Genomic DNA, 26,057 nt, shown 5'->3' with positions numbered 1-26,057 from the left:
GGGAATGAGCGTCACTGAGACCGGCTCGATGGACGGTCGGGGCGACTTCCCGGAGCCGCCGTTCGAAGAGTGGGGCGACGGGCCCGCGGCGTACGAACCGGGCAACGCCCCGCGCGCGGTCAACGACCGCACGCCACCGCAGGACATGGCTGCCGAGCAGGCGGTCCTCGGCTCGATGCTGATCTCGAAGGACGCCATCGCCGACGTCTCCGAGACGCTGCGCGGCACGGACTTCTACCGCCCGACCCACGAGTCGATCTACGACTCGATCCTCGATCTCTACAGCCGTGGCGAGCCCGCCGACATGGTCACCGTCGCCGACGATCTGCGCCGCAAGGGCGAGCTGGAGCGCATCGGCGGCGCCCCCTACCTGCACACGCTTGCCTCCAACGTCCCGATCGCCGCCAATGCGGGTTACTACGGCGAGATCGTCCGCGACAAGTCGGTCCTGCGCCGCCTGGTCGAGGCCGGCACCAAGATCGTCCAGATCGGCTACGCCGGGGAGGGCGAGGTCGACAACATCGTCGACGAGGCCCAGGCCGAGGTCTTCAAGCTCACCGACAAGCGCTCGGGCGAGGACTACTCCCCGCTCGCCGACATCATGGACGGCGTCCTCGACGAGATCGAGGCGATCTCCAACCGCGAGGCCGGCCTCTACGGCGTCCCCACCGGCTTCGCCGACTTCGACGAGCTCACCAACGGCTTCCACTCCGGCCAGATGATCATCGTCGCCGCACGACCCGCGATGGGTAAGTCGACGCTCGCGCTCGACTTCTGCCGCGCCGCCTCGATCCACAACAACCTGACCAGCGTCTTCTTCAGCCTGGAGATGAGCCGTTCCGAGATCACCATGCGTCTGCTCTCGGCGGAGGCGAAGGTGCCGCTCAACCACATCCGCAACGGCAACATGTCCGACGACGACTGGAACAAGCTGGCCCGCAAGATGGGCGAGGTCTCCAGCGCGCCGATGTTCATCGACGACAGCCCCAACATGACGATGATGGAGATCCGCAGCAAGGCCAGAAGGCTCAAGCAGCGCCACGATCTCAGGCTCATCGTCATCGACTACCTCCAGCTGATGAGCTCCGGCAAGAAGGTCGAGTCCCGTCAGCTCGAGGTCTCCGAGTTCTCCCGCCAGATCAAGCTGCTGGCCAAGGAGCTCGAGGTCCCGATCATCGCGTTGTCCCAGCTCAACCGTGGTTCCGAGCAGCGCGCCGACAAGCGTCCGGCGGTCTCCGACCTCCGTGAGTCAGGCTCGCTGGAGCAGGACGCCGACATGGTCGTCCTCCTCCACCGTGACGACGTCTACGAGAAGGAGTCGACCCGCCCCGGCGAGGCCGACGTGATCATCGCCAAGCACCGTAACGGCCCCACCCGCGACCTCGTCGTCGCCTTCCAGGGTCACTACAGCCGCTTCGTCGACATGGCTCACTGACTCCGGCGAGGATTCGCAAGGCACGCGGCCGGCACCCACCGGGGCCGGCCGCGCAGCGTACGTCACGCAGGATCAGCCCGCCGGCGCATCCTGGAGGGCGCGGACCTCGACACGGCTGCCCAGTGCGCGCGAGGCTCGCTTGGTCCACTCGATCGCGTCGTCGTCGTTGTCGGCCTCGATGATCCAGAACCCACCGAGGTACTCGTCGGCCTTGACGAACGGGCCGGGGGTGAACGTGGGGCTGTCGGAGGTGGCATCGACGGTGGTCGCGCTCGAGGGTGGCTGGAGGCCGCCTGCGAAGAGGAAGGCTCCGGTGTCCTGCAGCGCGGTGTTGAAGGCGTCGACCTCGGCGATGAGCTTCTCCAGCTCGGCGGGGTCGATGTTCTCCATGGTCGGCTCCTCGCTGGAGTCGTGGGGGAGGCTGAGGAAGTACTGCGTCATGGTGACTCTCCTGTGAGTGGTGCGGATTCCGGTGGGCCGAAGCCCTGGGCGGGCGTCATGATGAGGGTGAGAAGAGCCGGTCCAGCTGCTGGTCGATCGCAGCGAGTGCGGCCCGGGGTTGGATCACGCCGAGCTCCAGAAGCGGTGTGAAGCCGGTCAGCGAGAGGATGAGGTCGGTCTCGATCGCGGGGTCGCGGTCCACAGGGATCTGCCCGTCGGCGATCGCCTCTCGGATGAGCCGCTCGACCATCTCGCGACCCTCGCGCAGGCCGACACCGGCCACCTCGCGCAGCTCGGGGTCGTGCAGCGCCTCGAGGACGTACGCGGCGTTCATGCGGCTGGTGGCGCGAGCATCGGGGTGCAGCGGGAGCATCTCGGTGAGAACCACCCGCAGTACGTCCCGGGGGTGCGGAGGCTGGTCGAGCCCGGTCAGGCCGCGCGTGACGCGAGCCGAGGTCTGTTCGGCGGCGAACTCCATCGCGAAGGTCAGCATCGCGGTGCGGGACGAGAAGTAGTGCTGGAGCTGCCCGAGAGAGACATCCGCTTCGCGGGCGACCTCGCGCATGGTCGCTCGCGGCCAGCCCTGTTGCTCGACCACCCGCCAGAGGGCGTGCGCGATCGCTTCTCGTCGCTCACGGTGGTCCACCCGCTTCGGCATCGCCGGCCCCTTTCGGTTTTCAATACGCGTGACATAATACAGGTGACTTATATCCGCTGCCAACGGAGGGATGGTGAAAGCGTGCACGACCCGTACGCCTTCGCGATCGATGATGCGGTCGCTGTCGCGTTGCTCGCCGACTTCCAGGTCCGTAAGGCGATCGCCCGTGGCGACTTCGACGACCTGCCGGGCGCAGGTGAGCCGATCGATCTACCGGACCACCACGACCCGGAGTGGTGGGTCAGGAGCCTCATCGAGCGTGAGCACATCGCGCTGCTCCCGCCGTCCATCCAGCTCCGCAAGGACGATGCCGCGCTGGACGCGCGCCTGGATCAGCTGGCGGACGAGAAGGCCGTACGTCGCGAGATCGACGACTTCAACGCGCTCGTGATTCGCGCCCGCTACGAGCCGCCGGCAGGGCCGCCGCTGATCACGATGCCTCGCGACCCCGACGCCACGGTGGCCGGATGGGCCGCCCGCCGGGCGGCGCGCGGCAGGAAGCCGCGCGAAGCGGCAGGCAACGATGCTCGGCGAAGCCGTCGGTTCCGGCTCTTCCGTAGCCGCTGAACTTCCCGGATCGGCGCCACGCGTTCGGTACGCTCCGTCAATGGCCGACCTCGATGCTGTCGAAGACCGGATCTGGGCGCTTCTCGAGCCTTACCGCAACGAGCTCGAGGACGCGATGATCTACGGGATGCCGTCGTTGCGCTGGCCGGGTTCCGGCGCCCATGACTACTTCGCCGCGGTCAAGCGGAGCGCGCAGAAGGTGAGCCTCTACGCGATCGCCGTCGACACCTGGCCGGAAGCGCTCGAGGGCTCATCGGAGGCGTTCCGCAAGCGGCGTACGGGCAAGGCGACCTTCTCCTTTCCAACGTTGGACGAGGAGATGGCCGCCGAGCTCGAAGGGTTCCTGGAGCGGCTCTACCAGCCCTACCGCGAGCATCACGCCGGCTAGCTGGCGGCCCGCTTCACCAGCTCGGTGAGCTTCTCCTCGACGGCCGAGGTCATCGAGGTGACGGCGAAGACGGTCGGCCAGATGTCGCCGTCGTCGAGGTTCGCCCACTCCTGGAAGCCGACCTCGGCGTAGCGCATCTTGAACTTCCCGGCGCACTTGTAGAACACCACGACCTTGCCGTCGGAGTTGGCGTAGGCGGGCATGCCGTACCAGGTCTTCGGGGCGAGATCGGCCGCGTGCGTGGTGACGATCCGGTGGAGCGTCTCGCCGATCGCGCGGTCGTTGTCGTCCATCGCCTCGATCTTCTCGAGGCAGTCGGCGAGGTCGGCCTCGGCCTTCTTGCTGCCGGTGCCACGCTTGGCGGCCGTCCTGCGCTCGGCGGCGGCCTCCTTCATGGCCGCCTTCTCTTCCTCGGTGAACGTGCTGCTCTTCGCCATGGTCTTTCCTTCCCTCGGTCGGTCTGTTGATACGAGCCTAAGGAGGTGGGGGCTCCGTGCGCTTCTTCGTTCCTGATCAGTCCAGTGGTCTGAAGACCATGTCGTCAAGGACCTCGAGCCCGAGGTCGTCGAGCATGTCGATGAGCACGACGACGACCTGCCGGGTGAGCCGGTCGACGAGCTGGTCCCGGGTCTCGTCGTGGTGGTCGAGCCACCAGATGATGCTCGCGTCGACCATGCCCATGAGGCCGGCGAGGATGCCGTCGGACGGTGTGCCGCTCACCTCGGAGGCGCGGAGGTAGGAGCCCATGGCGTCGATGAGCTCGTCGAGGAAGCGGTTGCGCCCCATCCGGGCCCGGTGCAGGGCCCTGGTCTGCTGCTGCGCGGCGACGAACCGGTAGAGGTTGGGGTGCTCGTCGGCCCAGACGACGCAGGGCTCGATGACCCCGCCGATCACCTCACGCGGGGTCCCGGCGCGGGCGAGATGAGGGCGTACGCGTCGGATCAGCTCGGTCGAGGCGAACCGGACGACCTCGGCGTCGAGCTGCTCCTTGCTGGCGAAGTGCCGGTAGACGTTCGGGCGGGGGAGGCCTGCGCGCTCGGCGACCTGCGCCATGCCGATGCCCGGCCCGCGCTCCTCGATCGCCTCCACGGCGGCCTCGACCACCTGGGCTCGCCGGGCGTCGTTGTCGAGCGCCTCCTTCGCGGAGCGGCGCCGGACGGTGGAATCCACCCACTTGACCACGTCAACCACATCGTCACCCTAGCGAGACGGGACCGGCTACACCTTGTATCCAGGAGATAAGTGGGACACCATGTCTCTGGAAACACCCTGTACCCAACCCGAAAGGCCACGCATGTCCCGCCGCTCGCCCTGGATGGACCAGGACCTCGACGACCTTCGCGACCTTGCCCGGACCTTCTTCGAGAAGGAGGTCAAGCCCAACATCGACACCTACATCGCCGACAAGCACGTCGACCGTGACCTGTGGCGGAAGGCCGGCGAGCTGGGCCTGCTGTGCCTCTCCATCCCCGAGGCGTACGGCGGCGGTGGCGGCACCTTCGCCCACGAGGCCGTGCTGATCGAGGAGCAGGCCCGGGTCGGCGACACCGCCTTCGGCGCCTCGCTGCACAGCGGGATCGTGGCCCACTACCTGCTGGCGTACGGCACGGAGGCGCAGAAGAACGAGTGGCTGCCGAAGCTGGCGTCCGGCGAGGTGGTCTCCGCGATCGCGATGACCGAGCCCGGCACCGGCTCCGACCTGCAGGGCATCCGCACCAAGGCGGTCAAGGACGGCGACGACTACGTCGTCAACGGCGCCAAGACGTTCATCACCAACGGGCTCCTGGCCGACATGGTGCTGGTCGCGGTCAAGACCAACCCGGAAGAGGCCGCCGCCGGGATCTCCCTGGTCATCGTCCCGACCGACACCGAAGGCTTCCGCCGCGGCCGGGTGCTCGACAAGATCGGGATGAAGGGGCAGGACACCTGCGAGCTCTTCTTCGACGACGTACGCATCCCGGCCTCGAACCTGCTCGGCGACAAGGAGGGCGACGGGTTCGTCCAGCTGATGATGCAGCTGCCCCAGGAGCGGCTGATCGTGGCCGTCGGCAGTGTGGCCGCGATGGAGTTCTGCTTCGACGAGACGCTCCTCTACGTCAACGAGCGCACCGCCTTCGGTCGGCCGGTCTTCGGCTTCCAGAACACCAAGTTCGAGATGGCCGAGATCGCGACCGAGGCCCGGGTGGCGCGCTCCTTCATCGACGAGTGCGTCGAGCTGCACGTCAAGGGCGAGCTCGACATCCCGACCGCCGCGATGGCCAAGTACTGGAGCTCCGAGCGCGCCGGCATCGTCGTCGACAAGTGCGTCCAGCTCTTCGGCGGCTACGGCTTCATGGAGGAGTACCCGATCGCCCGGGCCTTCACGGACCTCCGCGTCCAGCGCATCTACGCCGGCACCAGCGAGATCATGAAGGAGATCATCAGCCGATCCCTTCCGGTCCCCACCCGATGAGAAGGAGATCGAGATGAGTTCGACGACGAGGACCGCCGAGGGAAAGCAGTCCTACTACGACACGCTGCGGACGCTCTCCGAGGCCTCGGTGGACCAGCACTTCCAGGCGTTCAAGGACATCAAGTGGGACGATCCCGAGTTCCACCTCGACCCGAACGACGAGCGCTTCGTCCTCACCGACGCCGACGAGATAGGCCGTCACGAGTGGTACAAGTCGCTCTCGAAGGAGCGGCAGATCCAGGTCGGGGTCTACCGCTACGCGCAGATCGCGAAGGTCGGGCGCCAGTTCGAGCAGGTGCTCATCGCGGGCGTGATGCACCACCTGATCCTGGCGAAGGACGGCAACCCCGAGTTCCGCTACGCGATGCACGAGGTCACCGAGGAGACCCACCACATCCAGATGTTCCAGGAGTCGGTCAACCGGTTCGTGGAGAACTCCGGGGTCGACGGCGTCGCCGGGGCACCGGGATGGTTCGCCTGGCTGGCTCCGCTGGTGACGTCGGCCGGGACCTGGTTCCCGGAGATCTTCTTCGTCGGCATCCTCGGCGGCGAGGAGCCGATCGACCATCTGCAGAAGAGCATCATGCGTGCCGGTGGCAGCCACCCGCTGATCGACCGCGTCATGCAGATCCACATCGCCGAGGAGGCGCGCCACATCGGCTTCGCGCACCAGTATCTCGAGCACCACTGGGCGCAGATGAACCCCGTCAAGCGGCGCGCGCTGACCTACCTGTTCCCGGTGGTCATGCGGCTCCTGTGCGACGTGATCATGGTGCCGAGCAAGCAGGCGCGCGAGGACATGGGCATCCCGAAGGACGTCGCCAAGGAGATCTGGTGGGACTCCCAGGACTCCGAGAAGCTCCTGCGCGACCTCTTCTCCGACGTACGCCTCCTGGCCGACAACCTGGGGATCCGCAAGGGACCGGCCAAGCTGGTCTGGCGCGCCCTCGGTATCGACGGGCGGGCCGCGCGCTACCGCGCGCAGCCGACCAGTGCGGCGGTCTGAGGTGCTGGCGTACGAGAGCACCGGCTCGGGCGAGCCGCTGCTGATGATCCACGGCATCGGTCACCGCCGTCAGGCCTGGCACCCGGTCGTCGACCGGCTCGCCGAGCACCACGAGGTGTTCCTCGTGGACCTGCCCGGTCACGGCGAGTCCCCGGCCCACGTGGCCGACGGCCGCTCGCCCCGGCAGGCGCTGATCGACCCCCTCGAGGAGTTCCTGGCCGAGGCCGGCCTGGAGCGTCCGCACGTCGTGGGCAACAGTCTCGGTGGTGTGGTCGCGCTGGAGCTGAGCAAGCACGGGCTCGCCCGCAGCGTCACGGCGATCTCCCCGGCCGGCTTCTGGCGCAACGACGTCGAGTTCGTCTACGTGCGCGCACTGTTCGCCTCGGTCATCGCGACCTCGGGGGTGCTGCGGCCGGTCGCGCCGTGGCTTCTTCGTCACCCGTGGGGCCGGACGCTCGGGCTCAGCTGGCTGACCGCCCGGCCGGCGGCGATCCCGGCGGAGGTGGCGTACGAGGACCTGTGCAACATGCTCGACTCCAAGCAGGCGCTCCGCGACATCATCCGTGGCGGTTACCTCTTCGACGGTGCGGTGCCGGCCGATGTGCCGATCACGATCGCGTGGGGCACGAAGGACCGGGTCCTGCGTCCCTACCAGGCCGGCGAGGCGCGGCTGCGCCTGCCCGGAGCGCGCCACGTCGAGCTGCCCGGCTGCGGGCACGTGCCGATGGCGGACGACCCCGACCTGATCGCCGACACCATCCTGGCGACGACCCTGGACCAGACGACCACGGACCTTCGGAGGACCGCATGACCACCCAGCGCCACGTCGACGTCCTCATCGTCGGAGCCGGCCTCTCCGGCGTCGGCGTCGCCAGCCAGCTGACCCGCGAGCGGACCGGGCGGACGTACGCCATCCTCGAGCGCCGCACCGCGATGGGCGGCACCTGGGACCTGTTCCGCTACCCCGGGATCCGCTCGGACTCGGACATGTTCACCTTCGGCTACGGGTTCCGGCCGTGGAACGGGACCAAGGTGCTGGCCGACGGCCCGAGCATCAAGCGCTACATCGAGGAGACCGCGGACGAGTACGGCGTCACGCAGCACACCCACTTCGGCCGCAGGGTCGTCTCCGCATCCTGGTCCACCGAGCGTGGCCTATGGACCACCACGGCGCTGGACGAGACCACCGGCGAGACGGAGCAGTGGACGAGCCACTTCCTCGTCGGCGCGACCGGCTACTACGACTACGACCAGGGCCACCGCCCGTCGTTCCCCGGTGAGGAGCGGTTCCAGGGTGAGCTCGTCCACCCGCAGCACTGGCCAGAGGACCTCGACCACACCGGCAAGCGCGTGGTCGTCATCGGCAGTGGCGCCACCGCGATCACGCTGGTCCCGAACATGGCCGAGAAGGCCGAGCACGTCACGATGCTGCAGCGCTCCCCGACGTACGTCGTTCCGGTTCCGGCCGACGACCCGGTCTCCGCCGCCTTCAACCTGCTCAAGGTGCCGACCCGGGCGGTCTACGGCGCCGGACGCGTACGCAACATCCTGCTGCAGCAGGGCATGTACCGCTTCTGCCGCACCGCGCCCCAGGCCGCCCGGAAGGCGATCCTGGCCGCGATCCGCGCCCAGGTCGGGAGCGACGTCGACATGAAGCACTTCGAGCCGAGCTACAACCCCTGGGACGAGCGGCTGTGCGTGGTGCCGAACGGCGACCTCTTCTCCGTCCTGCGGCGGGGCGAGGCCTCCATCGTCACCGACACGATCGACACCTTCACCGAGACCGGCATCCAGCTGGCGTCGGGGGAGGAGATCCCCGCCGACATCGTCATCACGGCCACCGGGCTCAGGATCCAGCTGCTCGGCGGCATGCGGATCGAGGTCGACGGTGAGCCGGTCGACACCCGCGACCGGATGCTCTACAAGGGCACCCTGGTCGAGGGCATGCCCAACGCGATGATCGTGATGGGCTACACGAACGCGTCCTGGACCCTGAAGGCCGACCTCGCCGCTGCGTACCTGTGCCGGCTGCTCAAGCACATGGCGCGCAACGGCTACGGCCAGGTGGTGGCGGAGGCGGCCGACGAGGATCGCGACGAGGTCTCCGTGATGGGTGCCTCGATGCGGTCGGGCTACATCCAGCGCGGCGACGCCGTGATGCCCCGCCAGGGCAAGCGGGCGCCGTGGCAGGTCCGACAGGACTACCTGTACGACAGCCGCGAGCTGCGGCTCCGCTCCGTCGACGACCCGAACCTGCGGTTCACGGCGAGGACCGCACCGGTCGCCGAGCAGGTCGCCGAGCGGGTGCCTGTCTAGCGCCCGTCCCGCGGTGAAGTGAGGACGGCGGCGAGCCTGTCGGCCGCGGCCGGGTCGGCCTGGGGCAGGAAGAGCGAGGGCTCGACGAGCTCGACCTCGAGCACGCAGTAGCGGCCGTCGTTGTCGCGGACCAGGTCGACCCGGGCGTACGTCGGTGTCCCGAACCGGCCGGTGACCAGGTCCACGGCGGCCTGCGCGACCTCGATCTGGTCGGGGCCCGCGGTGTGGGCGGCGTTGGTCTCCACGGCGAAGAGGTCGTCGACGGCGCCGGCCCGCGGCAGGTCGACCCGCTTGCTGGCGGCGTGGCTGAACCGCCCGTCGAAGAAGACCAGCGGCCACTCGCCGTCGATGGGCACCGACTTCAGGAACGGCTGGACCAGCACGACCTGTCCGCCGGCGTGGAGGCGGGCGACGTGAGCCGACGCGGCCGCATGGTCCTCGGGGCCGTACGAGGCGGCGTCCCGGCTGCCGGCGCCGACCGCGGGTTTGACGACGAAGTCGCCGTCGGGGAACTCTGCCGTCGAGCCGGGCTCGACGAAGACGGTGGGCGTGATCGGCACCCCGGCTGCCGCGAGCTCGGCGAGATACCGCTTGTCGAGGCTCCACCGCACGAGGGCGGGCCGATTGACCAGCTCGGTGACCTGGGTGACCTCGTCGAGCCAGGTCAGGAACTCGGCCAGCCGCTGCGGGTAGTCCCAGGCCGACCTGAGCACGACGCGGTCGTACGCCGCCCACTCGACGCTCCGGTCGTCCCAGTCGACCACGTCGACGGTGACCCCGGTGCGGGCCAGAGCGGCCAGAGCGACCGGCTCGTCCTCGTCACGACCGCGCGCCTCGCCCGCCGTCACCCATGCCAACCGGTCGATCTCGTTCACCATGCTGCGCACTATGAACGCTCGACGGTGAGCGATCAAACCGGCGCTTGTGCGAAGACGATCGCGCCCGGAACCTCGTCGTCGGGCCGCATCAGGAGCTCGGCCTCGATCGTGAACCCGGCGTCCCGCAGCCACTCGGAGATCTGCCCGGGCCGGCGCCGGTGACTGTCGACGTTGATCGGCTGCCCCGTGTAGCCCGTGGACGAATGCCGTGTCTCGTCGCCGACGTGGAAACCGACGAGCACCTGACCGCCGGGCCGGAGCACCCGGCGGAACTCCTCGAACACTCCCGGCACCGCCGCGTCGGGGATGTGGATCACGGACCAGAAGGCGAGTACGCCGCCCACGGACCCGTCCGCCAGCGGCAGATCGGTCATCGACCCGACCTCGAACCCGAGATCCGGATGGTCGCGCCGGGCGATGGCGACCATCTCCGGGGAGAGGTCGATCCCGAACGCGTCCACGCCCAGGTCGCGGAGGTGCCGCGTGACGTACCCGGGCCCGCAGCCGACATCGGCCACCGGCCCGCCGCTCTGGCGCACCGTCTCGGCGAACACGGCCAGCCCCGCCCGCAGATACGGGCGATCGTCCAGCAGGCCGCGTACCTGCTCGGCGTAGCCGGCGGCATCGGTGTCGTAGGAGTCGCGGGTCTCGTTCAGCCAGTTGTCGGGCACATCGAACGACCCTAGGGCACGTTGGAGTCAGCCGAGGCGCGCAGCGAGCGCACTCGCGGCCTGACCGACCTCGTGTCCGAGGGGCGTGGGGTCGGTGAAGGCGGGGTTGCTGGTCTGACCGGAGACCTGGATCGCCGCGAGGCATTCACCGTCGGCGCTGATCAGCGGAGCGGCCACGGATGACGCGCCGACCACGCGCTCGTCGTGGGAGGCCACCCAGCCGCGCTGACGGATCTCCTCGAGCTCGTGCCGGAAGTCCTCGGGGGAGATCTGGGTCCCGTCGGCCCGGGTGAACTCGCCGATGCCGTCGAGGGCTGCCTCGAGCTCCGCGGGATCCATGTACGCAGCGATGACCTTGCCCGCGCCGAGGTGGAGCGGGAGCCGCTCGCCGATCGGGAGGACATAGCGCAGCGGGTCGTTGCCCTCGACCCGGGCGATCACGGCACGGGAGGATCCGGCGCGAACGAACACGGAGGCGGTGAGCCCGGTGGCAGCGGCGAGCTGCTGCAGGATCATCGGCGCGGTCGAGGCCAGCCGGTTGGTGGCCAGGTAGGCGTGTGCCCCGAACAGCATCGCGACGCCGGTGCGATAGCCGGTGCCGTCCTGTTCGACTCGTCCGCGCGACTCGAGCGCGTTGAGGATGCGCTGGGTCGTGGCGACGTGCAGACCCGCTCGGCGCGCGACCTCGCTCAGCCGCAGCGGCGTACGCGTCGCCTCGAGCACCTCGAGGACGTCGATGGCTCTCTCCAAAGAGCGCATCGTGCTTGCCGGTTTCTCCTCGCTCACGGGCCTCCTCCGTTTCGTCGCGACGCATCGAATCCTCGCACCCCTGAGCACGAGGGCTTGACAGGGTGACGGCCGTCACGGATAGTTCCTCATGCCGTGATACACCTTATCACAGAATGAGAAACATGAGCGACTACACCAACATCCCCGCCACTACGGCGGTAGCCGGTCCAGCGACCGCTGACGAGCGCCGCCGGTCCGTCCTGCCGTTGCTCGTCGCAGCGCTCGTCGTCGCGATCGGAGCAGCCGCGTTCATCGGCTCGCGCTCGCTCGGCTACTGGGACGACCTCGGGCCTGGGCCCGGGTTCTTCCCGCTCTGGCTGGGGGTGCTCCTGGTCGTGCTGGGGCTCATCTGGTTCGGCCAGGAGCTGCGGGCACGACTCCGCCCCGAGACCGCGGGCAAGGCGGCCCCGGACGAGGAGGAGACGCCCGACTACTCCCTCCCGACCGTGCTGGCCATCCTGGTGAGCCTGTGCGTGCTCGCCGCCTGCCTCGAGCCGGTCGGCTACCAGGTCAGCATGCTGGTCTTCCTGCTCTTCCACCTGCTGGTGGTCGGGCGCCGGGGACCGCTGCAGTCGCTGGTCATCGCCGTGATCGGAAGCTTCGGCGTCTTCTACGCCTTCACCCGGCTGCTGACGGTGCCGCTACCGGTCTCCAGCATCCCGTTCCTGCGCGACCTGGGGCTGTGAGGTCATGGATTCCTTCACCGCGCTCCTCGACGGCTTCGCTTCGGCGCTGACCCCGCAGAACCTGCTCTTCGCCCTGATCGGGTGCCTGCTGGGCACGATCCTCGGCATCCTGCCCGGGATCGGGTCGACCGCCGGCATGGCGATCCTGATCCCGCTCACCCTGACGATGGATCCGGCCAGCGCCATCATCATGCTGGCCGCGATCTTCTATGGAGGTGCGTACGGCGGGACGATCACGAGCGTCCTGCTGAACATCCCGGGCGAGGGCGAGTCGGCGATCACCTGCATCGACGGCTATCAGATGACGTTGCGTGGTCGGGCCGGAGCAGCACTGGCCACGGCCGGGATCGGCTCGTTCATCGGCGGCACGATCGCCACCCTCGCGCTCGTCGTGGCGGCGAAGCCGCTCTCGGAGCTCGGCCTGCGTATCGGGCCCCCGGAGTTCTTCTCCCTGGTGCTCATCGGCCTGGCGCTGCTGGTCGGCCTGGTGGGGCGGTCGGTCCTCAAGGGGCTCATCTCGGCCTGCCTCGGCCTGTTGATCGCGATGGTCGGCATCGACCCGGTCATGGGCATGCCGAGGTTCACCTTCGACCAGCCGCACTTCTTCGACGGCATCAGCTACGTACCCGTCCTGGTCGGCATCTTCGGGCTCGGTGAGCTGCTCGCCACCAGCGGCGGCGCGGCTCCCAAGCCCACCGCCCCGACGCTCCGGCAGCTGCTCCCGACGAGAACCGACCTGCGCCGCGCCGCACCGGCGATCGGGCGAGGTGCCTCGATCGGCACCGTCGTCGGCCTCATCCCGGGCGTGAGCTCGGCGATCTCCTCACTGCTGGCCTACAGCACCGAGAAGAAGGTCTCTCGGCACCGCAAGGAGCTCGGGACCGGCGCGATCGAGGGCGTAGCCGCTCCCGAGACCGCCAACAACTCGCACAGCAACGCCGCCTTCATCCCGCTCTTCACCCTCGGGATCCCGGCCTCGCCGGCGATCGCGGTGCTCATGGGCGCCTTCCTCCAGAACGGGCTCACCCCGGGACCGCAGCTCTTCACCGAGGCGCCGGACCTGGTCTGGACGGTGATCGCGAGCCTGTTCGTCGGCAACCTGCTCCTGCTGGTGCTGAACGTCCCGATGGTCGGGCTGTGGACCCGGATCCTGGCGATCCCCTACTCGGTCCTGCGCGCGGTGATCTTCGCCTTCATCGTGATCGGCTCCTACGCCGTCAACAACAGCGTCATCGACATCTACGTGATGGTGTTCTTCGGCGTCGTCGGCTTCGTCTTCCGGCAGGTCCACCTGCCGCTCGCGCCGCTGGTCCTCACGCTCATCCTCGGCCCGTTCATCGAGAGCGCGCTGCGGGAGTCCCTGCAGATCTCCCAGGGCGACTTCGGGATCTTCGTCGACCGCCCGCTCTCGCTGGTGTTCCTGCTGGTCGCCCTCGCGATCCTCCTCGCCTCGGTGTTCAGCGCCGGACTGAAGAGAAAGGCGGGACTGCCCACCGACGCCGAAGTCTGATCCAGCCACCCCCGAAACCGACGAAAGGTCATCCCCATGAACCGCGCACCCCGCGCACTCACCCTCACCGGCATCGGCCTGGCGTGCCTCTCGCTCGCTGCCTGTGCCCAGTCCGGAACCAACGCAGCGACCGGCGACTACCCGGCCAAGCCCATCGAGCTCGTCGTCGGGTACGACGCAGGCGGCCCGACCGACATCGGTGCTCGCATGCTCGCCACGGAGCTCGAGGACAAGCTCGACGCCACCATCACGGTGGTCAACAAGCCCGCGGCCAACTCCCAGGTCGCCTACACCGCGCTGACGCAGGCCGAGCCGGACGGCTACACCATGGCCGCCACGACGTTCCCGTCGGCGATCATGACCGTGCTCGACGAGAGCCGGGGGGCCTCCTACGAGCGCGACAGCTTCGCCCCCGTGGCCCTCCAGGTCGTCGACCCCACCGCGGTCGCGGTCGCCCCCGACAGCGACATCAAGACCCCGAAGGACCTGGTCGAGGCCGCCAAGGCGGAACCCGGCAAGCTGCGCGCGACCACGACCGGCGTCGCGAGCAACGAGCACTTCGCCCTCGCCAGCCTGAAGGAGGTGACCGGAGCCGATCTCGCCCCGGTGCACTTCGCCGACGGCGGCACCGCCGCCACCACCGCGTTCCTGGGCGGCAACACCGAGGTCCTGCTCGCCAACGTGAGCGACCTGCGGCCCCTGGCCGACTCCGGCAAGGTCCGCATCGTCGGCGTCATGGACGCCGAGCGCGCCGAGTCGCTGCCCGACGTACCGACGTTCGAGGAGTCTGGTTACGACGTGGAGATCTCCTCCTCGCGCGGCTACTCCTTCCCGGCGGGCACGCCCGACGAGGTCGTCGACGAGATGTCCACCGCCATCGGTGAGGTGATGGAGGACCCGGCGTTCCAGAAGAAGATGACCGACGCCGGCCTCGCCCCGTCCTACCTGGACGCCGACGAGTACGCCACCTACTGGGACGAGACCGAGAAGACCTTCGGCGACCTGTTCCCGCTGGTGAAGGCGGACGACTGATGACTGACAGCATCCTCGCCGACCAGCAGTTCAACCCCGGCGGCCGCGTCGCCACGGCTCGGCCGCAGCGTCCCGACGACGCGCTTCTCGACCGGTACCGCCGTCTCCCGACTGCCAACATCGGCGACGCCATGGATCGGCTGGGCTCGGTCGACTCCGTCATCACGCCCGCCTGGCCCGGTGCCGGCATGGTCGGCACCGCGTTCACCGTCTGGACCCGCCCCGGCGACAACCTCGGCATCCACGAGGCGCTCACGCAGGTCGAACCGGGTGAGGTGATCGTCGTGAGCGGTGGCGCCGACGAGTCGCGCGCCCTCATCGGCGAGCTCATCGGCGGCAAGGCCAAGGCCCGTGGTGTCGCCGGGTTCCTCCTCGACGGCGCGGTCCGCGACGCCGAGGGCCTGGCCGAGTACGACATGCCCGTCTTCGCCCGATCGCGGACTCCGGCCGGCCCCTACAAGGATGGCCCGTACGCCCTCTCGGTCGATGTCGCTGTCGCCGGCGTGGTCGTCCGTCCCGGCGACATCATCGTCGGGGACGCGGACGGTGTTGTCGTGGTTCCCCTCGAGTCCGCGGCCGTGATCGCGGACCGTGCCGAGGCCAAGTACGCCGCCGAGGAGGCGACCCGCCGGGTGATCGAGGCATCCCTCGGTCTCGCCGGGTCCGAGGGACAGCAGCCATGACGATCCTCGTGGGCTACATGCCCGGCGACGCCGGCGAGCGTGTCCTCGCCGGCGCCGTCCGGGAGGCCCAGACACGTGGCGGCCCCCTCGTGGTCGTGAACTCCTCGACGGGCGGCGCCTATGCCGACCGCGGCCTCGTCCCGGCTGCGGAGCTCGAGGCCGTGCGGCAGCGGCTGGCAGACCAGGGCCTCGAGGTCGAGGTACGCCAGTACGCCGAGGCCGTCGCCGTCGCCGAGACCCTCGTCGACGAGGCGGAGAGGGTGAGCGCCGACCTCGTTGTCGTCGGTCTCCGCCGCCGCTCGCGCACCGGGAAGTTCCTCCTCGGCAGCACGGCTCAGACCGTGCTGCTGCGCGCCCCCTGCGACGTCCTGGCCATCCGGATTCCCGCGGACGACTGACCCTTGATCCTCCCCAGCACCGAAAGTTCGACGATGTCACACAGCACAAGCTCCGACAGTCCGCTCCAGGGCGCCAGCGTGGCGATCCTCGGCCTCGGCGAGGTCGGCCGCATCTACGGCACCGCTCTCGCCCAGGCCGGCCACCGGGTGACCGGCTTCGATCCCTACCTCAGCGAGGCGCCGGGAGGTGTCGAGGTCGCGGACACGCTGGAGGGAGCGGTCGAGGGCGCCCAGGTCGTGATCGTCCTGACCGCGGCCTCGGCGAGCCGATCGGTCGCGGAGACGGCCGCCGCCACACTCGCCCCGGGTGCCGTCTATGCGGACTTCACCTCCTCGGGGCCGCTGGAGAAGCGGGCGCTGGCCACGGTGTTCGAGGGGCGCGAGGACGTACGCCTGGTCGATGTCGCCATCCTCGGACCGGTCATCCAGCTGGGCACCGCCACGCCGCTGATGGCCGCCGGGCCGGCAGGAGACGCGGTCGCGGCGTTGATGCGTCCGCTGGGCACGCCGGTCGAGGTGGTGGGTGGCGACCTCGGCGACGCCATGGCGCACAAGCTGCTGCGCAGCGTCTTCATGAAGGGGCTCGCCTCGGTCGTCGTCGAGGCGGTCGGTGCCGGGCGTGGCGCCGGGATGGAAGAGTGGGTCCGTGGTCAGATCGCAGGCGTTCTCGCCGGTGACGGACAGGCGGTCATCGACCGTTTCCTCACCGGTACGTCGAAGCATGCCGCCCGGCGGGCGGCGGAGATGCGCTCGACCGGCGCCTACCTCGCAGATCTGGGGGTTCCTGCCGAGATGACGGGTGCCTCGATGACAGCGATGGAGCGGATGGCCGCTGACGGGAGCGGGTCGTGATCGGCGTCTGGGCGCTCGGCGTCTACCTGGCGGTGATCCTGGCCTGGACGACCGTTCTGCGCCGTAATGTCGGTGAGGCGATGGTGGTGGGGTTCGTCGTCGCCGCGGTGTTCAACGGCAGCCAGTTCCTCAGCGCGGGCTGGGACGCCCTCTATGCCGCGATCGTCGACGAGATCGTCTACGCCACCGTCATCTTCGTCTTCATGGGCTACGTCCTGGAGAAGGCAGGTGTCACCCACCGGATGATCGACCTGCTCGACGCTCTCATCGGTCACCGCCGCGGCGGCCCGGCGTACGTGTCGACGGTCGCCTCCGCGGGGCTCGGGAGCATCGTCCACAACCAGGCGGCGATCGCCGCCACCGTCGGGTCGGTGACGATCCCGTGGATGGAGCGCACCCGCGTCGACCGCACCACGGCCGCCACGATCGTGGCCGGCAACGCGGGCATGGGCATCACCTTCCCGTTCAGCGCCTCGATGTTCGTCCTGGTCGGCTCCTCGGTCGGCGGTGCCCTCGTCGACATCGACTCGCTGATCGTGCCGCTGCTCATCGGTGGGCTGTGGTGCGTGCTGCACCGCCTGATCGTCACCTACCTGCTCGTACGCCGCTCCACCGCCGGCAGCGGTCCGACCGTGTCGCGCAGCGGCCGGGACGTACGGGCTGCGTTCTCCAACGGCTGGCCGACGCTGTTGCTGTTCGCGGGGATCGCGATCCCCATCGTGCTCACCACCGGCGCCGTGGCGACGGCGCTGACCGAGCGGATCGACTCAGATGTCACGGAGGCGTTGAGCCCGATCTTCTGGATGCCCGTCATCCTCATCCTGATCGGGCTGTTCCTCGGGCGGGATCGGCTGCCGCGCAGCGGCCGCGGCTGGGTCGAGCTGATCGGCGGCTCGGCACCGCGGTTCGGGGTGGTGGGGCTGACCGTCCTGTTCGCGTTCGCGGGTGCGAACGCGCTGGCGACGACCGGTCTCCCCGATCAGCTCGCCGGGCTGCTCGGTGACCTCGACCTGCCCGTATGGCTGCTCGCGCTCGTCATCGGGATCATCGTCGTCGCCGTCGCGGCACCGCTCTCGAGCACCGCGACGATGGCAGCGGTCGGCGTGGTCGGCGTGGCCGCTCTCGCGGCAGCCGGCGTACCCGCCACCACCGCCGCGGTCGCGGTCCTGATCTTCTCCTCCTGCGAGGCCGCCGTGCCGCCGGGCGGAGCGCCGCTGTATGTCGCCTGTGGCATCGCCGGAGTCGATCCGCTGCACACCTTCCGCAGGATGCTCGCCTACTACGCACTTCCGCTGCTCGGCATCGGGGTGCTCGTCGCCTCCGGCGTCCTGCCTGTCTGAGAAAGGGACGGAACCATGACTCGATCGATCCTCCGCACCGTCTTCATCGCGTCGCTGATCGTCGCGCTGCTCGGCGGTCTCGCGCTCATCGGCCTGCAGACCGTGGGCCTCGTCGTCGGCAGCCAGGCAGTCGTCGTCGGCCCCAACGGCCTGTTCAAGACGATTCTGTGCGTCGCCGCCTCGACCTCGGCCGTGACGGCCTACCTCCTCACCCACGTCGGCTCCGAGGCAACGGTGCGTGACGACGCGGAAGCGACCAGATGACCACGCACGACCGCCCGAGCCGGGCCGAGCTCCACGACCGGCCCGGCCGGCTGCGGGGCACGTCGTGGGAGCTCTTCGAGGACCCGTGGCGCGGCACGCCGTCGTTCGCGGGCGAGGAGAGCGTGGTGGCCGCGGCCGGACTCGTCCAGCTGGGCGAGACCTTCGGGCTGGACTACCCGATCAACGCGTTCATGCCGGGGATGTCCAGGGCGAGGAAGCCGGCCGAGCACGTCATCTACGGCAACCACCCGGCTCACCGCGACGACTACCTCGACGGCTACTACCTCCAGTCCTCGACCCAGGTCGACGGGCTGCGGCATCGGCGTGCCGACGACGTCGGGTTCTACGGCGAGACCGCCGACGAGCTGATCGTCCCCGGCACCGAGGAGATCGGCATCCAGGTCTGGGCCGACCGGCCGATCGTCAGCCGGGGAGTTCTGGTGGACATCGCCGGCCTCCTCGCCCGGCGCGAGGAGACTCTCGACCACGAGGCGGGCCAGCCGATCCCGTACGACTACATCGATCAGGCTCTCACCGCGCAGGCGGTCGAGCTGCGTGCCGGTGACATCGTCATGCTCCACACCGGGTGGTGCGAATGGTTCCTCGGGCTCACCGCCGAGCAGAAGCTGGCTCAGCAGGCCGTCGGCCGCGCCACGGGCATCGAACAGAGCGAGGAGGTCCTCGACTGGGCCTGGGACACCGGCCTCGCCCTGCTCGCGGCGGACACCTTCGCGGTCGAGTGCCTGCCGCCCGTCCCCCACTCGCCCTTCGTCCGGTCGGCGCCGAACGACCGCGGCATGATGCACCAGGAGTTCCTGGCCAAGCTCGGCATGCCGCTGGGCGAGCTGTGGAGGCTCGGGCCGTTGGCTCGCCGCATGGACGACCTGCAGCGGTGGGAGGCCTTCCTCAGCGTCAAGCCGCTCAACGTCACCGGCGCGACCGGCTCACCGGCGAACGCCGTCGCGATCATCTGACGACACGTCGATCGCGGCAGCACTGATCGGGTGTGCCTGGTCATGCCGGCCACGTACGTTGGACGCAGCCGTCACCGGAGCGAGGGGAGTGCCGTGCGCAGCTGGGTGCGCAGGTCCTTGTGGGACGTCGTGCCGCGCGATCACCGAGACAGCGACGCCGGCCTGCGGCGCCGCCAGTGGGTCACGGCCGGCTTCGTCGTGCTCGGTGCGCTGGTGCTCGGCGTATCGCTCCGGATCGAGCCGGGCAGCGTCTGGTTCTATCCGGCGGCCTTCGCCCTGGCCGGGGTCTGGACCATCGGCGCCTTCGCGTCCGGGCCGCTACACCTCGGACGGATCGGCGCCTGGCGCCGGCAGGACGGGCAGGGTCGGCAGCGGTTCGTACGTCCGGTGCTGGCGCCGATCCTGCTCGGCCTCGGTCTGGCCGGGATCTTCGTGATCGGCGGTCTCGTCGTGCGCGAGATCCCGTGGCTGGACCGACAGGTGCGCTCGGTGCTCGACTTCGCCGACCAGGGCTCGCTGCCGATCCTGGTCGTGGTGACGGCGATCAACGGGGTGGCGGAGGAGCTGTTCTTCCGTGGTGCGGTCTACGCCGCCCTTCCTCGCCATCCGGTTGCCTGGACGTCGGTGGCCTACGTGATCGCGACGCTCGCGACCGGCAACGTGATGCTGGCCTTCGCGGCGATCCTGCTCGGGATCGTGGTCGGGCTCGAGCGGCGTGCGTCCGGCGGCGTGCTCGCGCCGATCCTCACCCACTGCTCGTGGTCCCTGTCGATGCTGCTCGCGCTGCCGCTGCTCTTCGGCTGAGACACCGCCGGCTCAGAGGGCGTTCTCGTCGGCCAGCCGCTCGGCCAGGGCGCGACGTACGGCTTCCCGATAGGGCAGCGGTTCGCCGGGCACGACATCGAGGATGCGACGGTCCCGTACGACCACCTCGGTGGTCATGGAGTCGATCAGATTGCGCCCGGTGGTCACGTCGATGTCGGTCACCAGTGCCAGCCAGTACGACGACAGCCGAGGCGTCAGCACCGGCACGGCGACGACCGGGATCGATCGGCCGTTGGCCACCTCGGAGGCGACTGTCAGCATGTCGACGTACGTCATCGGCTCGGGGCCGCCGATCTCGAAGACCTCGCCGATCGCATCCTCGTTGTCGATGACACCGGCGAGATAGCGGATCACGTCGTCGACGGCGACGGGCTGCGTCCGGGTGGCGGTCCACCTCGGCACCACCATGGCGGGGAGGTTCTTGACCAGCTGCCGGGTCAGCTCCCAGGAGACGCCACCCCGGCCGACCACGATCGCGGCCCGCAGCACCGTGACCGGGACACCGGCCTCGCCGAGCAGGGTCTCGACCTCGCGGCGAGAGCGCAGGTGGGGTGAGAGATCCCCGTCGTCGCCGAGCCCGCCGAGATAGACGATCTGGCGCACCCCGGCCCGGGCGGCGGCGGTCCCGAAGGACCGTGCGGCCCGGGCGTCGCGCTCCTCGAAGTCGTCGTGGTCGAGCGAGTGCACCAGATAGACCGCCACATCGACCCCGTCGAGCGCTGCCGACAGGGTGGTCGGGTCGTCGACGTCGGCACCTACCGGTTCGCCGGGGCCGTCGTAGTCGTCCGGCCGCCGGGTCATGGCGCGCACCGTGAGGTCGCGTTCGGTCAGCTCCGCGACCAGCCGCCGACCGATGAACCCGGTCGCGCCGGTGACGAGCACGGTGGTGGAGGTCTCCATGGGTCGAGCCTACGGACGCCGTCATGCCCGGCGACGCGACGCGCGGACGGCTCCTCGCCGACGTCAGACCGGACGGCAGTCCTGCCCGCAGCCGTCCTCGGAGATCGGCCCGGACGCGTGCGATGCCGGCCGGTGCAGCACGGCGCCGGTCGGCGTCACGAGGACATCGGATCCCTCGACCCGGCCGGTGCCGTCGACGATCAGCGCATGCTCGCGCGGCGTGAGCGGGGCGTACGTCAAGGTGAGCACAGGGTTCGCGGCGAGGTTCGCACGGGTGCCACCGCCCGGATCCGAGATCCGCAGCGTCGAGCCCTCGACGACCGGGTCCACGACCACCACCTTGATCCGCTCGCCCGCGGTGGTCAGCAGGAAACCGCTGCCGAAGCGTTCGAGCGTGGCAGCGAGATCGGACAGCGCGACCGGGATGCTCATATCCGGCACGCTAGTCCAACGTGCAGAGCTCCCGCGGGGTATCGGGGATCATGGAGGCATGGCGACGAATGGCAAGCGGGTCGCGCTCGCCCTGGGGGCAGGCGGCGCACGGGGCTACGCCCACCTGGGCGTCGTCCAGGAGCTGCGGGCGCGGGGACACGAGATCGTGGCGGTCGCGGGCACCTCGATGGGGGCGCTGGTCGGCGGCCTGGTCGCGGCCGGCAAGGACGAGGATTTCGCCGGCTGGGCGACGGGGCTGCGTCAGATCGACGTGCTGCGGCTGCTCGACCCGAAGTGGCGGGCAGGCGGTGCGTTCAACGCCGACGGCGTCGTCGCAGAGCTCGAGAATCTGCTGGGCGAGCAGCTCATCGAGGATCTGCCGATCCCGTTCACCGCGATCGCGACCGACCTGGAGTCGCACCGTGAGGTGTGGTTCCAGCGCGGCCCGCTGGTCAAGGCGATCCGGGCCTCGATCGGCATCCCCGGCGTTTTCCTGCCGGTGATGTGGAACGGCCGGGTGCTCGTCGACGGCGGCCTGCTCAACCCGCTGCCGATGGCCCCGACCGCCGCTACCCCGGCCGACCTGACCATCGCGGTCTCGCTGCAGGGCCCGCGCACCCAGCGCGGGACGCAGTCGCCGGTGGTCGAGAACTCCGCCGACGTCACCGCTGACGAGGAAGGTACGACGGTCTTCCGGCGGCTCCGCGACAAGCTGGGCATCGGCGGCGAGATGACCACGGCCCCGAAGGCAGAGTCGAACCGCGCTCAGCCCGATCTGCGCGTCGCCGACATCATGACGCTGTCGTGGGATGCGATGCAGGAGATGATCGCGCGCTACCGGCTGGCGGGGCTGCCGCCCGACGTCCTGATCACCGTGCCGGTCGACGCCGCCCGTACGCTCGACTTCCATCGCGCCACCGAGATGATCGAGCTCGGCCGGCAGTTGACGGCCAAGGCGCTCGACGACGCCGGATGCTGACGCAGCCCAGCGGCGTACCCTGCCTCCGATGAGCACCTACCGGTCCGACTGCTCCCGCTGCGCGGGCCTGTGCTGCGTGGCGCTGCCCTTCACTCGCTCGGCGGACTTCCCGGAGGACAAGGCGGGCGGCGATCCCTGCCGCCACCTCGGACCCGACTTCGGCTGCGGGATCCACGACCGGCTGCGGGACCGCGGGTATGCGGGCTGCACCGTGTTCGAGTGCTTCGGCGCAGGTCAGCAGGTCACCCAGGTGACCTTCGGTGGTGCCGACTGGCGCACGGAGCCGGCGTTGCGGCAGGAGATGTTCGACGTCTTCGCCGTGATGCGGAACCTGCACGAGATGCTGGCGCTGCTCGAGGAGGCCGCCGAGCGACGCCCGTCGCCCGACCTCGCCGAGCTGACCGTGCAGGTCTCCGCCGCGGCGGCCGGCTCTGCCGACCAGGTGCTCGCGACCGACGTGGGCGCACTCCGCGCGGCCGCCGGGAGCGCGCTCCGTCGCGTGAGTGCAGAGATCCGCCACCCCGCGGGTCAGGCGCTGGCGGGCGCCGACCTGGTCGGTCGCGACCTGCGCCGGCGAGACCTGCGTCGTGCCGATCTCAGAAGCGCGCTCCTCGTGGCCGCCGACCTGCGGGGCGTCGACCTCGCCGATGCCGACCTGCTCGGTGCGGATCTGCGGGACGCGGCCGTCGCGGGCGCTGACCTCTCCCGGGTCCTCTTCCTCAGCCAGGCGCAGGTCAACGCCCTGCGAGGAGACGGGACCACCCGCCTGCCCGCAGGGCGCGACCGGCCCGCCCACTGGGGCTAGAGCCCCGCAGCGGACTCAGGCCAGCGTGGCGGTGTCGATCACAAAGCGGTAGCGCACGTCGGAGGCCAGAACCCGGGCGTACGCCTCGTTGATCTGGTCCGCCGCGATCACCTCGACCTCGGAGCCGATGCCGTGCTCGGCGCAGAAGTCGAGCATCTCCTGGGTCAGCGCGATGCCGCCGATCATCGAGCCGGCGAAGTTGCGCCGGTTGGTGAGCAGCGAGAACACGTTGACGCTCAGCGGCTCGGGCGGGGCACCGACGTTGACCAGGGTGCCGTCCACGTCGAGCAGCCCGAGGTAGTCGTCGACGGGGATCTCGGCGCTGACCGTGTTCACGATCAGGTCGAAGCTGTTCTTCAGCGTCTCGAACGTCGCCGGGTCGGAGGTGGCGTAGTAGTGGTCGGCGCCGAGACGCAGACCGTCCTCCTGCTTCTTCAGCGACTGCGACAGCACGGTCACCTCGGCGCCCATCGCGTGAGCGATCTTGACGCCCATGTGGCCCAGCCCGCCGAGGCCGACGATCGCGACCCTCTTGCCCGGGCCGGCGCCCCACTTCTTCAGGGGTGCGTACGTCGTGATGCCGGCGCACAGCAGCGGCGTCGCGGCCGCGGGGTCCATGCCCTCGGGCACCTTGAGCGCGAAGTGGGCGTCGACGACCACGTGGGTCGAGTAGCCGCCCTGGGTGAACGAACCGTCGCGGTCCTTCGCGGCGTACGTCCCGACGCCGCCGCCGGGGGTCGAGCAGTGCTGCTCGTCGCCGTTGCGGCAGTGGTCGCACTCACGGCACGAGTTCACGAAGCATCCGACGCCGACGCGGTCGCCGACCTGGTGGTCGGTGACGGCCGAACCGACCTCGGTGACGCGGCCGACGATCTCGTGGCCCGGGACGACCGGGAACGGCTGCGGGCCCCAGTCACCGTTGACGGTGTGGATGTCGGAGTGACAGATGCCGGCGTACTCGATCGCGATGAGGACGTCGTTCGCGCCGACCTCGCGGCGCTCGATGGTGATCGGGGCCAGCGGCTCGCCGGCGGAAGGTGCTGCGTACGCGTTGACGCGCATGGATGGTTCTCCTGGGGTCTGAGATAGGTGGATCAGTGGTTCTCGCGGCTGCGGATCTGGTCGGCGATCGCGTGTGCCCGATCGCCGATCTCCTCGGCGCGGGCCTCGTCGCCCGCGGAGACGGCTCGCCAGTAGTCGGTCTTGAGACCGACATACGCCCGTCGGAGCTCGAGGTGCTCGGCCTCCCGGGCGAGGTGCTCGGCATGGCCGATGAGCAGGTCGATCTGCTCCTCGGCGCCGTCGCGGCCGAGGCGGCTGTTGGCGACGTACGTCCTCATGTCGTCGATCGAGAGGCCGATCGCGGCGAGGCAGGCGACGCCGGTCAGCTGGTCCAGGTCGGTCTCGTCGTAGACCCGGTGTCCGCTGCTCGCGCCGCGGCTGACCGGCGAGGTCAGCCCGATCGTCTCGTAGTAGCGCAGGGTGCTGGCCGGTAGCCCGGTCAGCGTCGCCACCTCTCGGATCGTGTACGTCCGAGTCGTTGATGCAGTCACACCAAAGACGCTAAGAACTTCAAGTACTTGAAGTCAAAGAGATGATTTGTCGATTTGTTTATCGCCTTGCCGGGTGCCCGGAGGCCGGGTTTACATTGCGATCATGACCATCCGCACCCATGCCGGAGTCGACGCCTACCTCGACGGTCTGCCCGAGTGGCAGCGCGACATCTGCCGCGAGCTGCGCGAGATCATCCACGACGCCGACCCGGAGATCGAGGAGACGATCAAGCGGACGGTCCAGCCCTACTTCGTGCTGCAGGGCAACGTCTGCGCCCTGCTCGCCACCAAGGACCACGTCAACCTGTTCCTCTACGACCCGACCGTCCCCGACCCGGCCGGGATCATCAATCAGGGGCACGGCAACGCCACCGGGCGAGCCATCCAGATCTACCGGGACGACCCGATCGACCGCCCGGCGCTGACCGAGCTGCTTCGCGCCATCGTGGCCAACAACCGCGCCGGCGGCTGGCGCCGTCTGCAGAAGGGCTGAGCTCGGCTCAGGCCGACCCGGTGAGCACGAGGGCGCCGAGACCCATCATCGCGGTGCCCGCCAGTCCTTCGGTACGCCGCGCGAACGCCGGTGACTGCAGGCGGGGCGCGAGCCGGGTGATGACGGTGATCAGTCCGGCGTACCAGACCAGGCAGAGCACCCAGAACGTCGCGGCGAGCGCGATGTGCTGGGCGAAGGGCGCCAGCGGCGAGAGGTCGAACTGCGGGAACAGCGAGAGGTAGAAGGCCGCGACCTTCGGGTTGAGGAGGTTGCTCAGCAGTCCCTGGCGAAAGCATGTCGAGCGCGCGATGCCGCCGGTTCCGGGGCGGAGGACGGCGGCGGCCGCCACTGAGACCCCCGGCGTCCGGTGCTCCCTGCGAGCACGGACATAGGCGCGCAGCGCCTGCACACCGAGGTAGACGAGATAGATGCCGCCGGCGACCCGGACGATCTGGAACAGCGTGGGGGAGGCGGTCAGCAGCGCGGTGATGCCGAGAGCCGCCGCGGTGCCGAGGACGGCGAGGCCGGTCATGATGCCCGCCGCGGTCCAGAGTGCCCCGGCGCGCCCGCCGCGGGCGGCGTTGCGCAGCGTCAGCATCATGTCCGGACCGGGGACGACGATGACGACGAGCGACGTCGCGGCGAAGGCGACCAGTTGTTCCAGCATGGACGCCATTCTATCGCTCGTTTGACGCACTTTGATTGCTGATAATGTCCCTTATGGTGGAAG

The 26,057-nt window shown here is 69.6% G+C and carries 32 protein-coding genes; 20 read left to right on the top strand and 12 right to left on the bottom strand.

Annotated features, from left to right (window positions below; translation table 11 throughout):
* Positions 1 to 4: 4 nt before the first annotated feature.
* The gene (gene dnaB / locus ACFV9G_RS14115; protein ID WP_378728091.1) at positions 5 to 1,435 is read left to right on the top strand and encodes a replicative DNA helicase; all 1,431 of its coding nucleotides are present in this window, start codon (positions 5 to 7) and stop codon (positions 1,433 to 1,435) included.
* Between the two features lie 72 nt (positions 1,436 to 1,507).
* Here the strand turns inward: dnaB and ACFV9G_RS14110 are convergent, their stop codons facing one another.
* Together ACFV9G_RS14110 and ACFV9G_RS14105 are read right to left on the bottom strand one after the other, a co-directional pair.
* Positions 1,508 to 1,876, bottom strand: coding sequence for a YciI family protein (locus tag ACFV9G_RS14110; RefSeq protein WP_378728090.1), 369 nt, complete (start codon positions 1,874 to 1,876; stop codon positions 1,508 to 1,510).
* 55 nt (positions 1,877 to 1,931) lie between these two features.
* A complete protein-coding gene (locus tag ACFV9G_RS14105) occupies positions 1,932 to 2,534 on the bottom strand; it encodes a TetR/AcrR family transcriptional regulator (protein WP_378728089.1) in 603 nt (200 codons plus the stop codon).
* Positions 2,535 to 2,615: 81 nt separating this feature from the next.
* Between ACFV9G_RS14105 and ACFV9G_RS14100 the strand changes: the two genes are divergently transcribed.
* Together ACFV9G_RS14100 and ACFV9G_RS14095 are read left to right on the top strand one after the other, a co-directional pair.
* Entirely contained in the window at positions 2,616 to 3,101 is a 486-nt protein-coding gene (locus ACFV9G_RS14100) for a DUF1992 domain-containing protein (RefSeq protein WP_378728088.1), read from the top strand.
* A 40-nt stretch (positions 3,102 to 3,141) separates the two neighbouring features.
* Entirely contained in the window at positions 3,142 to 3,489 is a 348-nt protein-coding gene (locus tag ACFV9G_RS14095) for a hypothetical protein (RefSeq protein WP_378728087.1), read from the top strand.
* On the opposite strand, the gene ACFV9G_RS14090 is transcribed toward ACFV9G_RS14095, so the two are convergent.
* Both ACFV9G_RS14090 and ACFV9G_RS14085 read right to left on the bottom strand, forming a co-directional pair.
* Positions 3,486 to 3,926 carry an iron chaperone gene (locus ACFV9G_RS14090; RefSeq protein WP_378728086.1) on the bottom strand — a complete coding sequence of 147 codons (441 nt, stop codon included), beginning with the start codon at positions 3,924 to 3,926 and terminating at the stop codon, positions 3,486 to 3,488. The genes ACFV9G_RS14095 and ACFV9G_RS14090 overlap by 4 nt on opposite strands.
* Positions 3,927 to 4,002: 76 nt before the next feature.
* The gene (locus ACFV9G_RS14085; RefSeq protein WP_378728085.1) at positions 4,003 to 4,680 is read right to left on the bottom strand and encodes a TetR/AcrR family transcriptional regulator; all 678 of its coding nucleotides are present in this window, start codon (positions 4,678 to 4,680) and stop codon (positions 4,003 to 4,005) included.
* A 103-nt stretch (positions 4,681 to 4,783) separates the two neighbouring features.
* Here ACFV9G_RS14085 and ACFV9G_RS14080 point away from each other — a divergent pair, with 103 nt between their 5' ends.
* The 4 genes from ACFV9G_RS14080 to ACFV9G_RS14065 are packed head-to-tail and all read left to right on the top strand — an operon-like array spanning position 4,784 to position 9,263.
* Positions 4,784 to 5,941: an acyl-CoA dehydrogenase family protein gene (locus ACFV9G_RS14080; protein ID WP_378728084.1), complete on the top strand. Its 1,158-nt coding sequence runs from the start codon at positions 4,784 to 4,786 to the stop codon at positions 5,939 to 5,941.
* A 13-nt stretch (positions 5,942 to 5,954) separates the two neighbouring features.
* The gene (locus tag ACFV9G_RS14075; RefSeq protein WP_378728083.1) at positions 5,955 to 6,947 is read left to right on the top strand and encodes a diiron oxygenase; all 993 of its coding nucleotides are present in this window, start codon (positions 5,955 to 5,957) and stop codon (positions 6,945 to 6,947) included.
* Between the two features lies 1 nt (position 6,948).
* On the top strand, positions 6,949 to 7,758 hold the full coding sequence (locus tag ACFV9G_RS14070) for an alpha/beta fold hydrolase (protein WP_378728082.1): 810 nt from the start codon (positions 6,949 to 6,951) through the stop codon (positions 7,756 to 7,758).
* Positions 7,755 to 9,263 (top strand): flavin-containing monooxygenase, encoded by a 1,509-nt coding sequence (locus ACFV9G_RS14065; RefSeq protein WP_378728081.1) that lies wholly within the window; start codon positions 7,755 to 7,757, stop codon positions 9,261 to 9,263. The genes ACFV9G_RS14070 and ACFV9G_RS14065 overlap by 4 nt, the downstream gene beginning before the upstream one ends.
* On the opposite strand, the gene ACFV9G_RS14060 is transcribed toward ACFV9G_RS14065, so the two are convergent.
* Genes ACFV9G_RS14060 through ACFV9G_RS14050 form a run of 3 tightly spaced genes read right to left on the bottom strand, consistent with a single transcriptional unit; the run spans position 9,260 to position 11,598 of the window.
* Entirely contained in the window at positions 9,260 to 10,141 is an 882-nt protein-coding gene (locus ACFV9G_RS14060) for a RimK family alpha-L-glutamate ligase (RefSeq protein ID WP_378728080.1), read from the bottom strand. The two genes, ACFV9G_RS14065 and ACFV9G_RS14060, sit on opposite strands and share 4 nt — an antisense overlap.
* Positions 10,142 to 10,173: 32 nt before the next feature.
* Complete coding sequence (locus tag ACFV9G_RS14055; RefSeq protein ID WP_378728079.1) at positions 10,174 to 10,812, bottom strand: class I SAM-dependent methyltransferase; 639 nt, start codon at positions 10,810 to 10,812, stop codon at positions 10,174 to 10,176.
* 27 nt (positions 10,813 to 10,839) lie between these two features.
* On the bottom strand, positions 10,840 to 11,598 hold the full coding sequence (locus ACFV9G_RS14050) for an IclR family transcriptional regulator (protein ID WP_378728078.1): 759 nt from the start codon (positions 11,596 to 11,598) through the stop codon (positions 10,840 to 10,842).
* Between the two features lie 125 nt (positions 11,599 to 11,723).
* On the opposite strand from ACFV9G_RS14050, the gene ACFV9G_RS14045 reads away from it, so the two are divergent.
* The 10 genes from ACFV9G_RS14045 to ACFV9G_RS14000 all read left to right on the top strand — a co-directional run bounded on the left by ACFV9G_RS14045 (position 11,724) and on the right by ACFV9G_RS14000 (position 20,144).
* Complete coding sequence (locus ACFV9G_RS14045; protein ID WP_378728077.1) at positions 11,724 to 12,287, top strand: tripartite tricarboxylate transporter TctB family protein; 564 nt, start codon at positions 11,724 to 11,726, stop codon at positions 12,285 to 12,287.
* A gap of 4 nt (positions 12,288 to 12,291) precedes the next feature.
* A complete protein-coding gene (locus ACFV9G_RS14040; protein ID WP_378728076.1) occupies positions 12,292 to 13,797 on the top strand; it encodes a tripartite tricarboxylate transporter permease in 1,506 nt (501 codons plus the stop codon).
* Between the two features lie 36 nt (positions 13,798 to 13,833).
* Complete coding sequence (locus ACFV9G_RS14035) at positions 13,834 to 14,829, top strand: Bug family tripartite tricarboxylate transporter substrate binding protein (protein ID WP_378728075.1); 996 nt, start codon at positions 13,834 to 13,836, stop codon at positions 14,827 to 14,829.
* The gene (locus tag ACFV9G_RS14030) at positions 14,829 to 15,512 is read left to right on the top strand and encodes a methyltransferase (protein ID WP_378728074.1); all 684 of its coding nucleotides are present in this window, start codon (positions 14,829 to 14,831) and stop codon (positions 15,510 to 15,512) included. Before ACFV9G_RS14035 ends, ACFV9G_RS14030 begins: the two co-directional genes overlap by 1 nt.
* Positions 15,509 to 15,910, top strand: a complete 402-nt coding sequence (locus tag ACFV9G_RS14025; protein WP_378728073.1) for a universal stress protein — start codon at positions 15,509 to 15,511, stop codon at positions 15,908 to 15,910. The genes ACFV9G_RS14030 and ACFV9G_RS14025 overlap by 4 nt, the downstream gene beginning before the upstream one ends.
* Before the next feature lie 33 nt (positions 15,911 to 15,943).
* On the top strand, positions 15,944 to 16,762 hold the full coding sequence (locus ACFV9G_RS14020; RefSeq protein WP_378728072.1) for an NAD(P)-binding domain-containing protein: 819 nt from the start codon (positions 15,944 to 15,946) through the stop codon (positions 16,760 to 16,762).
* Positions 16,759 to 18,102 (top strand): TRAP transporter large permease subunit, encoded by a 1,344-nt coding sequence (locus tag ACFV9G_RS14015; RefSeq protein WP_378728071.1) that lies wholly within the window; start codon positions 16,759 to 16,761, stop codon positions 18,100 to 18,102. The genes ACFV9G_RS14020 and ACFV9G_RS14015 overlap by 4 nt, the downstream gene beginning before the upstream one ends.
* 15 nt (positions 18,103 to 18,117) lie before the next feature.
* A complete protein-coding gene (locus ACFV9G_RS14010) occupies positions 18,118 to 18,366 on the top strand; it encodes a hypothetical protein (RefSeq protein WP_378728070.1) in 249 nt (82 codons plus the stop codon).
* Positions 18,363 to 19,340 (top strand): cyclase family protein, encoded by a 978-nt coding sequence (locus ACFV9G_RS14005; protein ID WP_378728069.1) that lies wholly within the window; start codon positions 18,363 to 18,365, stop codon positions 19,338 to 19,340. Before ACFV9G_RS14010 ends, ACFV9G_RS14005 begins: the two co-directional genes overlap by 4 nt.
* 93 nt (positions 19,341 to 19,433) lie before the next feature.
* Entirely contained in the window at positions 19,434 to 20,144 is a 711-nt protein-coding gene (locus ACFV9G_RS14000) for a CPBP family intramembrane glutamic endopeptidase (protein ID WP_378728068.1), read from the top strand.
* Positions 20,145 to 20,156: 12 nt separating this feature from the next.
* Here ACFV9G_RS14000 and ACFV9G_RS13995 read toward each other — a convergent pair whose 3' ends face one another.
* A complete protein-coding gene (locus ACFV9G_RS13995; RefSeq protein WP_378728067.1) occupies positions 20,157 to 21,065 on the bottom strand; it encodes an NAD(P)H-binding protein in 909 nt (302 codons plus the stop codon).
* Positions 21,066 to 21,128: 63 nt separating this feature from the next.
* The gene (locus tag ACFV9G_RS13990) at positions 21,129 to 21,497 is read right to left on the bottom strand and encodes a pyridoxamine 5'-phosphate oxidase (RefSeq protein WP_378728066.1); all 369 of its coding nucleotides are present in this window, start codon (positions 21,495 to 21,497) and stop codon (positions 21,129 to 21,131) included.
* Positions 21,498 to 21,555: 58 nt separating this feature from the next.
* On the opposite strand from ACFV9G_RS13990, the gene ACFV9G_RS13985 reads away from it, so the two are divergent.
* Together ACFV9G_RS13985 and ACFV9G_RS13980 are read left to right on the top strand one after the other, a co-directional pair.
* On the top strand, positions 21,556 to 22,476 hold the full coding sequence (locus tag ACFV9G_RS13985) for a patatin-like phospholipase family protein (protein WP_378728065.1): 921 nt from the start codon (positions 21,556 to 21,558) through the stop codon (positions 22,474 to 22,476).
* Between the two features lie 28 nt (positions 22,477 to 22,504).
* On the top strand, positions 22,505 to 23,281 hold the full coding sequence (locus ACFV9G_RS13980; protein ID WP_378728064.1) for a pentapeptide repeat-containing protein: 777 nt from the start codon (positions 22,505 to 22,507) through the stop codon (positions 23,279 to 23,281).
* A 15-nt stretch (positions 23,282 to 23,296) separates the two neighbouring features.
* Here ACFV9G_RS13980 and ACFV9G_RS13975 read toward each other — a convergent pair whose 3' ends face one another.
* Together ACFV9G_RS13975 and ACFV9G_RS13970 are read right to left on the bottom strand one after the other, a co-directional pair.
* Positions 23,297 to 24,343: an NAD(P)-dependent alcohol dehydrogenase gene (locus tag ACFV9G_RS13975; protein ID WP_378728063.1), complete on the bottom strand. Its 1,047-nt coding sequence runs from the start codon at positions 24,341 to 24,343 to the stop codon at positions 23,297 to 23,299.
* A 32-nt stretch (positions 24,344 to 24,375) separates the two neighbouring features.
* Positions 24,376 to 24,834 carry a MerR family transcriptional regulator gene (locus tag ACFV9G_RS13970; RefSeq protein WP_378728062.1) on the bottom strand — a complete coding sequence of 153 codons (459 nt, stop codon included), beginning with the start codon at positions 24,832 to 24,834 and terminating at the stop codon, positions 24,376 to 24,378.
* A gap of 103 nt (positions 24,835 to 24,937) precedes the next feature.
* Here ACFV9G_RS13970 and ACFV9G_RS13965 point away from each other — a divergent pair, with 103 nt between their 5' ends.
* Positions 24,938 to 25,327 carry a DUF1801 domain-containing protein gene (locus ACFV9G_RS13965; protein ID WP_378728061.1) on the top strand — a complete coding sequence of 130 codons (390 nt, stop codon included), beginning with the start codon at positions 24,938 to 24,940 and terminating at the stop codon, positions 25,325 to 25,327.
* 7 nt (positions 25,328 to 25,334) lie between these two features.
* Here the strand turns inward: ACFV9G_RS13965 and ACFV9G_RS13960 are convergent, their stop codons facing one another.
* Positions 25,335 to 25,994: a LysE family translocator gene (locus ACFV9G_RS13960; protein ID WP_378728060.1), complete on the bottom strand. Its 660-nt coding sequence runs from the start codon at positions 25,992 to 25,994 to the stop codon at positions 25,335 to 25,337.
* Between the last annotated feature and the right edge of the window lie 63 nt (positions 25,995 to 26,057).

The organism is Nocardioides sp. NPDC059952, from assembly GCF_042730435.1.
Classification (GTDB): Bacteria; Actinomycetota; Actinomycetes; order Propionibacteriales; family Nocardioidaceae; genus Nocardioides.
The sequence above is the reverse complement of the archived record's forward strand: the minus strand, read 5'-3'. Positions and strand labels throughout refer to the sequence as shown.